This window comes from Eisenbergiella sp. OF01-20 (genome assembly GCF_003478085.1).
Taxonomy (GTDB): Bacteria; Bacillota; Clostridia; order Lachnospirales; family Lachnospiraceae; genus Eisenbergiella.
The window spans coordinates 1-222 of record NZ_QUES01000019.1 but is presented as its reverse complement, the minus strand read 5'-3'; the positions used below and the strand labels follow the sequence as shown (position 1 = coordinate 222).

General features: G+C 48.6%; 1 pseudogene. It reads left to right on the top strand.

The annotated features are described in order from the left end of the window. Positions 1-222 (top strand): annotated as a pseudogene (locus DXA36_RS33345) (Rpn family recombination-promoting nuclease/putative transposase); the annotation flags it as partial.

Here is a 222-nt window from a genome sequence, read left to right as displayed (position 1 = left end):
GGGTATAGAAAACCAGGAAGAGATTGATTACACGGCTCCGGTGCGGATCCTGCAGTATGACGGGGCCGATTATCAGAAAAAGATACGCAGGGTGGAAGCGGAAAACAGGAAACGACTGGGGCTTAAGACCGGCCTTACGGCTTTCTTTCCTGAAGATCGGATAACACCTGTTATTACTTTGCTGTTATATTTTGGAAAAGAAGAGTGGAGGAAACCCCGGCG